Annotated in this window: 4 protein-coding genes; 2 read left to right on the forward strand and 2 right to left on the reverse strand. The window is 58.9% G+C overall.

The features are described 5' to 3' along the window. Positions 1 to 2,520, reverse strand: a complete 2,520-nt coding sequence (locus VKV29_RS00010; RefSeq protein WP_324199241.1) for a prolyl oligopeptidase family serine peptidase — start codon at positions 2,518 to 2,520, stop codon at positions 1 to 3. A 275-nt stretch (positions 2,521 to 2,795) separates the two neighbouring features. On the opposite strand from VKV29_RS00010, the gene VKV29_RS00015 reads away from it, so the two are divergent. Continuing rightward, positions 2,796 to 5,408 carry a glycoside hydrolase family 3 C-terminal domain-containing protein gene (locus tag VKV29_RS00015; protein ID WP_324199242.1) on the forward strand — a complete coding sequence of 871 codons (2,613 nt, stop codon included), beginning with the start codon at positions 2,796 to 2,798 and terminating at the stop codon, positions 5,406 to 5,408. A gap of 100 nt (positions 5,409 to 5,508) precedes the next feature. On the opposite strand, the gene VKV29_RS00020 is transcribed toward VKV29_RS00015, so the two are convergent. Further along, on the reverse strand, positions 5,509 to 7,740 hold the full coding sequence (locus VKV29_RS00020) for a hypothetical protein (protein ID WP_324199243.1): 2,232 nt from the start codon (positions 7,738 to 7,740) through the stop codon (positions 5,509 to 5,511). 584 nt (positions 7,741 to 8,324) lie between these two features. Here VKV29_RS00020 and VKV29_RS15260 point away from each other — a divergent pair. Beyond that, the coding region (locus VKV29_RS15260) for an AAA family ATPase (RefSeq protein WP_343217316.1) at positions 8,325 to 8,431 on the forward strand (107 nt) is incomplete at its 3' end.

The following is an 8,431-nucleotide window of genomic DNA, read 5'->3' on the forward strand; positions in this document are numbered from 1 at the left end:
TCACCGCTCCCCGATAACGCCTTTTGTGCCTTCCATAGTGCCGAAAGCCCAGTCCCCATCGGCAACGCCCCAGTCGTTACCGAAAAAGCCTGCTGCCAAAATGCCTTCCAAGCCCTTTGTTAGCATCTGTGCGCTCAGCACCGTGGCATCCGGCCAGGCAACCCCGGAAAGAAAAACAGGCAGTCGCTGCAAAAGCCGCAAGCCCACAGGGCCGGTGGCAGCAACAGCCGCCACCGAGGCCACCGCGCTGCCGGGACGCGGTCGCACAAACAGACAGGCCAGATCATCGCCTCTCCAGACATGCCCTTCCATGCGCACCTCGCCCTCGGTTACCTGTAGAGGGCTATCCCCCAAAAGCGCCTGCCAGGCGCCATTGGTCTGCGCGTTCCCATACAGAATCACGCTGCGGTTCGGCTCGACAGAGGGATGAAACTCCGTGTCCGGTACCACGTCCACCGATCCATTGCCGCGATACCAAAACGTTTCCGCATCAAATCGCGCTTTGGCATAAAGCGAAGCGTTCTCCGCCGGCGTTCCGTGTGTGCCGTAAACGAAAACCATGTTGTGATCGAAGACCTCCTTAAAAGGCCCATAACGCAGAGGATTTTTGTCGGCAAGCCTCGGCGCCCCTCCAACACGCCATCGGGTTGCGGCACGATAAAGGAAAAGCGTGCCGCCCGACGGCCACGGAATCGATTCGAGCTTTTGATCATCCAGCTCCACCATCACCGCTTTGCCAGGAGTCAGAACCCGGTCAAGCGCCAAACAGAGGCAGGCCACGTTGTCGGTTGTCCCCACAAACTGCCGCAGGCCGGGGTTCACCAACATCTGCACCGAAGACGGCTGTAGGGCGTGCTGCTGCTGCTCGATAGCCAGCCATTCATCCCGAGACGAAATGCCCGGGTTTAGAGTGGTGAACGAGATGCGCCTCACCCCATCTACCGGTGGCAGCGCATGATGGGCAAAAAAGTCGAACAAAGGCGCCCAATCCTCACAGTCGGCCCCCGGCTCCGGCGAAATATCCCACCAGTGCCCCACCCCTGGCTGCTCATGGTAGCGGAAGTCTTTATGAAATGTAGCGAGGTACTTCACCATATCCCGCGCCTCAGTTACCGGCACCGTCGTATCATCTGCACCGTGTAGAATATAGACGCCCTCCTGAGCGTAGTTATGGCCCAGTAACAGCGTGTCGCTTACGTTATTGGCACGGTTCAGCATAGCGCCGATAGGGTTCTCGTTTGGATAGCGCGGCAGATGCACGTAGCTGAAAAAGCTGCACCATCCCGAACAAGGCCCTATGGCGGCAAACTTTTCCGGGAACCAGGCGCCGATCTGCCACGTGCCGTGCCCGCCCATAGAGTGCCCCGTTAAATAGACCCGCTCCGGGTCGTACGGCAGCGTGCGCTCCGCATCGGCCAACACCTCCAGCGCATCCATACGCCCCCAATCCTCCCAATCAAAGCCGAACGGGCGGCGGTTCGTGGGTGCCACCAACGTCGCCCATGGTTTCGACTCGTAGGCGTCCGCCTGCCCAATCGCCTCCACGCCGGCCCCATGTAAAGTCAACACCAACGCCGGCAAAGCTTTCGGTCCCGGCAGAGGGTTCGCGGGGTTAACGGCGTAGTACTGCACGCTGCCGTCTATGCCGCTGCGAAAGGTGACCTTATAGGTTTGATGGGGCTGACGTACCCGCAGAGCAAGTGTCGTTTTATCCAACACCGTGTGGCCATCTTCTGCCAGCAACATCACCTTTAACGGCACGTTGCCCTCCTTTGCAAACGCCGACGCCCCGATGCGAAACCCTACTTTGCGCACGCTTAACGGCGAGAGTATGGGCACCATCGTCTCAACGGCTTTTCCACGCCCTACAGCAACGACTAACCGAAGGCCCTTTCGCTCCTGCTCGGTCGCATTCTGCAACACCAAAGCGCCCCATACCGCGGCTTTGTGCCCGACAAGGAGATCGGGTAAGGTGGCGTCGGAGGGATCGAGCATCACCGCCGAACGAGGCGGCGTAAGCTGAACCTTCAGCGTGTCGCTTGTGCAAAGGAAGAGAAGGTCGTTTCTGCCGCGCTGCAGCGCAACCGGTAAATGAACGATCCCGCTCTCGTAGGGATCCCCTGGAAAAGGAACGCCGTTCACATAGACCATGGCGTCGCCCGTTGCCGAAAGGATAGCGATTTGAGGTTTTTGGCACTCCACCACGAGGTCGGCATAGCCGCCTCGAAGTCCTTTTCGAGACAGAGTGCCCCTCTCGTCTACCGAGGCCTGCTGCCAAACCTTCACCGAGCCATCCGGCAAAGTGACGGTCTCGCCTGCCGTCGGCTTTACCGGCTTACCGGCCACGATCTCCGATTCGAGCGCATCCGTATGCACGATCGAGCGCCCGTAATGGCCTACGGGGCCTAGAGTAAACGCCTGCGAGATCGTCAGACCTTCCGCTTTTGCTACGAGTGGGCAGCAAAGCATGAGAAGCAACCAAAGGAGGGGGAATAGTTCAAAGGGAGATGTTTTGTGCATCCACGAATTCCTTTCCAGCACCTAGGCGCGTATGCATTCGAGGTGTCTCTTTATCCTACCTCACGCGGGGTATTTGTCAATACTACGGCAGAATAAAACGGTTGTAGCCCACTTAGGGCTTTATTATCTCATCTCTCATTCTTCGATTACTTAAGCATACCAAACCATTGTTCATCAAAACAGTGCACCGATAGGCAGGAATCGAGCGCCAAAACAGGGAATTTTGATGTGTGCAAGCGAACTCTACATTGCCAAACTGTTTTAAGGAGAAAGTCATGGGCAAAACAAAGCGTTCTCTCAAGGTGAACCGACGCGATTTCCTCACACTTGGAGCCGCAACCCTGCTCGCAACCATTAGCCTTCCTGACGGCGACCTGCTGGCCTTCGCGCAAAGCGTTAGAGAAAAAGACCTAGTTTACGGCATACGCCGGCAGCGATTCGAGTGGGCACAAAAACAGGCCGCCGCCCTGGTGGCCCAGATGACGCGCGAGGAGAAAATAAGCCAGGTGGGCAACAATGTGCCGGCCATTCCGCGCTTAGGCCTGCCGGCCTATAACTACTACTCCGGCGAAGCCCTTCACGGCCTCGTTCGGGGCGGCCCCGTCACCTCTTTCCCCCTCCCGCTCGCCCTCGCCAACACCTGGAATCCCGAACTGCAGTACCAAGTCTATATGGCGGTCTCCGATGAGGCCCGCGCCTACCATAATCGCGACGGCATTGGCCTGGCCTACTACTCTCCACAAACCGTCAACACGGCCAAAGACCCCCGCTGGGGGCGCATTGAGGAAACGTTAGGGGAAGACCCCCATCTCATGAGCCTCATGGCGGTGCAGGCGGTTCGTGGCATGCAGGGCGATGACCCCAACTACCTCAAAACCGTGGCCTGCGCCAAACACTACATTGCCAACGAAACCGACAACGACCGCACCGCCGTATCGGAAACGGTAGACCCCCGCAGTTTCTGGGAGTACTACGCCCGCCCCTTCTACGCCTGCGTGGTGGATGGCAAGGTGTTCTCCGTAATGGGCGCCTACAATGCAGTCAACGGCATTCCCTGCTGTGCCGATAAGAACCTCCTCACCGGCATTCTGCGCGACCGCTGGGGCTTTAAAGGCTATGTTACCTCCGACTGCGACGCCATCTACAACATTTACGACCCCCATCACTACGCCTCTTCGTTGGCGGAGGCCTGCGCCATGGGCATCAAAGCCGGCTGCGATCTCGATTGCGGCGATACCTATCCGCGCCATCTCGGTGAGGCTTTCGACCAGCACCTGCTCGAGGAGAGCGACCTCGACAAAGCCGTCACGCGCCTCCTCACAGCCCGCTTTCTTTTCGGCGACCTCGACCCCGAGCCGAAATGCCCCTACAACAAAATTCCCTTCAGCGTGGTGGACTCGCCTAAGCACCGTGCCCTCGCCCTCGAAGCTGCTCGTCAATCCATCGTGCTCCTCAAAAACGACGGCATCCTTCCGTTGAACAAATCCGCCCTAAAGTCGGTGGCGGTTATCGGGCCTACGGCGGCTATCGCCCACTTGGGTGGTTACAGCGGCGCGCCCTTCCTTCGCATCTCTCCTCTCAGCGGCATCGCGCAAGCCCTCGGCATCGGCATCCATTTCGATGAGGTTTTTGCCTATCAAGCCGTTCGCCTCGAAGGAGGGCCTCAGCTCGAATCCTCTGTCGAGCAGGGAGGTACCGACATCGGCTTCATCAAAAACGGCTCATGGGTGGAGTTTCCCGCCGCCAACTTCACCGGCAAAAACGAGATCGAGGTTCGGGTCGCCAGCGACACCCAAGGCGGCACCATCGAGATACATCTCGACCGCCTCAACGGCCCCCTACTCTGCTCCCTCAAGGTGCCGCACACCGGCGGCTGGCAAAACTGGATTAGCCTTAAGGCGCCTACCAATGGGGTTACAGGCAGCCACAAGCTCTTCTTCCTCTTTAAGGGCGGCGATGGCTATCTGCTAAACGTGGCGTGGTACCGGCTCAACCCGCCCTCTCCGCCGGAAATCCACAATCCCAACGGCATCGCCCTTACCTACCATCAGGGCTGCACCATCACCGGCCCTCGCAACGACGCCATGTTCCAAGAGGCCGTTGAAGCCGCACGTCAGGCCGATGTGGCCATCGTTGTGGCCGGCGTGAACCAGGAGGTAGATGCCGAGGGGCACGACCGAGACGATATTCGCCTCACCGGAGCACAGCACGACCTCATTCAGGCGGTCTACCAGGCCAACCCGAAGACCATTCTCATCCTCTCTACCAATGCCCCTGTGGCGGTTACCTGGGAGCAGGAGAACCTGCCGGCCATTGTGGCAGCCATCTTTGCCGGCCAGGCCCAAGGCACGGCCATTGCGGACGTGCTCTTCGGCAACTACAACCCCAGCGGCAAGCTCGCCACCACTTGGTACAAAAGCGTGGAAGACCTGCCCGACTTCCACGACTTCGACATCACCAAGCGCACCTACATGTACTTTGAGGGCGAGCCGCTCTACCCCTTCGGCTACGGACTCAGCTATACCACCTTCCAAATCGGCAACGTCCAGGTGTCCCATCCCCGCCTCACCTCAGGTGGCTCCATCACCGTATCGGTAGAGGTTACCAACACCGGCAAGCGGGCAGGCACCGAGGTGGTACAGCTCTACGTTCGACCGCCCAAATCGCCCGTGAAGCGGCCCAACAAACAGTTAGTGGACTTCAAGCGGGTGGAGTTGCGCCCGGGAGAGACCAAGCGCGTGGAGTTGCGCCTTCCCTACGAATCGCCCGCACTCTGGTATTGGGATGTCGCTCAGTCTAAATTCGTGCTGCAGCCCGGCACCGTCACGCTTATGGTCGGTAACTCCTCCGCCCATATCGCCCACACCGCTACCATCGAACTAGTCTGAAATGGCTCCCCGCTCATCTGATGATGAGCGGGGTTCCCCACAAAGCCCATGTAGGGAAATCGCCGGCAAGGCACCGCCGCCTAAGGAAGGCAGCACAGGCCTACAGCTTCACCTTCACCACATGCCCCTCGGCGGCGTTGGGGAAGCGCAGATGAAGGAGATGAAGCGTCGGCTCCCATGCCCAATCGCTCTCAGACAGCGGCTGACCGTCCACGACTATCTGCTTGGGGCGGTGAGGGAATCGCACACAAACGACCGCAGTGGTGCCCTCCGGCCCTTCCGCATAAAAGTGAAACCACCCCTCCGCCTCACCGGCACCCAATATTTTGCAGGCCCCGGCAAGGACCTTCGGGCCGGACGTGCCTTGCCCCGCGCGATCCACATCCAACAGCAGATGCCGACTGCCCGGCGTCAACACCACCCTGTTCACCAAGGCCAGATGGGGGTCGAAAAGATCGAGGAAATGCCCCTCCAGCACATGCGGCGGTTCCGGTAGCGACTCGTCTAGCCCCGCCGCCACCACATACGGCCCTCGCCGCAACACAATGTAGTTCGTGGCACGATAGGCCAAATGGGCTGCCTTGCAGGCGCGCTCTAGCACCACCTGGAAACGCGCACTGCCGTCCGCCGAATGGGTCAGCGCCGCCGGGCTTTGACGCCACCAGATCAACGCCCCCTTCCCTACATGGCGAACGGGTGTGAGCTGCGGGTCTGCAAGCACCGTGTCGGACACTCCCTTATAGGAGACCCCAAGCCGGTCGAAAAGCGCCTCACGCGGGGTCGCATAATGCAGCCCGCCCTCGTTCCACCAAAAGTGAATGGCATTGTAAGGGTCGTCGTCGTTGTCCACGAAGACCAGCACTCCCCCCGACTGAACCCACTTGGCAAGCGCCTCATGGACATCGGCAGAGAGGGGCTTCATGCCCTCATAGGTCATAAACAGCACGCGATAGGGGCTGAGCGCCCCCTTGCGACCGCAGGTCTCTAACTGCACCGGAGCGGCCGGCATGCCGCGCTTCAACAGTGGCAAGGCCAAACCGAAGAAAGAGCCAAGATGGTCATCGGAGGAGACCGGCTCGCCGCGCTCAAACATCATGGTATCCGATACCATCACCCCAAGGCCCTGCGTGCCACAATCCCAATGCACATCGGGCTGTTTCATATCGTTCATTGCGTTGATTACCGTTAGCAACTCGGTGGCATAGGGCTGAGGGATCGGCACGCGCTCCTCCGGCTGCCCTGCCGGCCTCTGCTGGGCCGACAGCAGAGGATATTTCCCGTGCCAAACGCGCTCGGGCCAGGGCATCACCTCATAGCGCCAAACCTGCGGCCACATCAGCGAGGCGGTCACGGTGGCCTCCCAGTTCTTCTGATAGTCATCCCACGAGTGGTTGGGGTCGTCCTCCACCGGGTCGTTCAAAAACCATACGCGCCCCCCGCCGGCCCGCACCACGTTCATCATGGCGCCGTACTCAAAAAACGCCGTCTCAAAAGTTCTCTCGCGCAGCACCCCGTCGTAGTTATTGGGCGTGCGCGCCGTCCCCGTCCATACCTGCGCGATGTAGCCGTCCGCCCCCACCAAGCGAAGGCTGGATTCGGGGCTTACAATGCGCCAGTGCGCGTAGTTGATAAGGCTATGCGTGGGCACATAGCACCTAATCTGCTTGCCGGTGCGCCTGTTGTAGGCGTGCACATAGTCGAATATCTGTTTCAAAGCGCGACGATAAAGATAGTACTTCAACAAGGAAGCGCGAAACTGGGCGTCCGGGCTGCTGTGTGGAGGCACCCAAGGGGTTTTATAGTAGTCTTGCCACTCCCTCTTAAACCCTGCACTGTAGCCGGCACGAACCCAAAACTCCGGCTCCTCCAAAAAGATCGACTCGGCGCCGGCATCCAGGGCGCGTTGCACCCCCAAACAGAGAAACTTGCCGTAGTTTTTGCCGGGGCACATGTAGTACACATCGCCACCATGGGATATCACGTTCCCGTAGCGATCGGTCTGCGCCTCATCCACATGGTTAACGCCATCAAAACGGCCGTAAAGGTAGTCTTGGTAGTTCCCCCACGACACGCCCGTCATCACCCCCACACGATAGCCCTGCGCTTTCCACTCCGCAATGCGGACGCCGATATCGGGTCCAACCCCATAACAGAGGGCCAAGTCGGAACCCAACTGCAGCCCAGGGTCCCAATGCGCTCCCGTCTGGAAACAGGTGCGCTCCTCTTTCTGCAAAGGGTCTGAGGGGCGCGTTGCAGAGCCGGTCGGCATCTGCGCCATAAGCAAAACGATTCCACCCACCATCAAACTTAGTAGCGGAAAACCAGAGACCATCGGCTGAAAACTCCTTAAAAATCGTTGAGAGGTTTCTCTATTTCTGCAGCAAGTAGAGGCGTTCTTTTAGTTTACCCTCCATGCCGCCCCCACCCCCCCGCCCCTCCCCCAATTTGGGAGAGGGGAGACCAATAAGTTTACCAGCGGTTTTCTATGATAATCTTCCCTTCGGAAACTAGCCACAACCGCCCCCTTTCTCCCGAATCGGGGGAAAGGACGGGATAGGGGGCGAACAAGATAGGCTTGCTCTACGAATTGGCTCTAGAAGCGCCAGCCTCTACAGCCCCTCCCCTTCTCCCTCAGAACCGGTGGCAATGGAAACACAAGATTTCTCGCCTTCGGCTCGAAATGACAGTTGTATGACAGTTGTCTTCGGCTCAAAATGACGGCCGTATCGCCAGCTCTTCAAGCCCCCACCCCCACTCCCCTCCCCCAATTTGGGAGAGGGGAGACCTGTAAGCTTATTGGTGGTTTCCTACGATAGGCGCTCCTTTAGAAACTAACCACAACCACCTATTTTCCGCCAAATAGGGAAAGAAGGTAAAATCTAGTGCAAACGGAACACCGCCTCGTTAGGAAGATAGGTGCAACTCAAAAAGCTTCAGCTACTCGGTTTTAAAACTTTTGCCGACCGTACCGAGTTCGAGATCGGCCCCGGGCTCACCGCCATTGTGGGGCCGAATGGATCGGG

The organism is Chthonomonas sp. (genome assembly GCF_035294165.1).
Lineage (GTDB): Bacteria > Armatimonadota > Chthonomonadetes > Chthonomonadales > Chthonomonadaceae > Chthonomonas.

What these genes read in the sequence shown, in the direction of transcription:
- VKV29_RS00010 (WP_324199241.1), bottom strand. Translation starts at nt 2,520, where the DNA reads ATGCACAAAACATCTCCCTTTGAACTATTCCCCCTCCTTTGGTTGCTT.
- VKV29_RS00015 (WP_324199242.1), top strand. Translation starts at nt 2,796, where the DNA reads ATGGGCAAAACAAAGCGTTCTCTCAAGGTGAACCGACGCGATTTCCTC.
- VKV29_RS00020 (WP_324199243.1), bottom strand. Translation starts at nt 7,740, where the DNA reads ATGGTCTCTGGTTTTCCGCTACTAAGTTTGATGGTGGGTGGAATCGTT.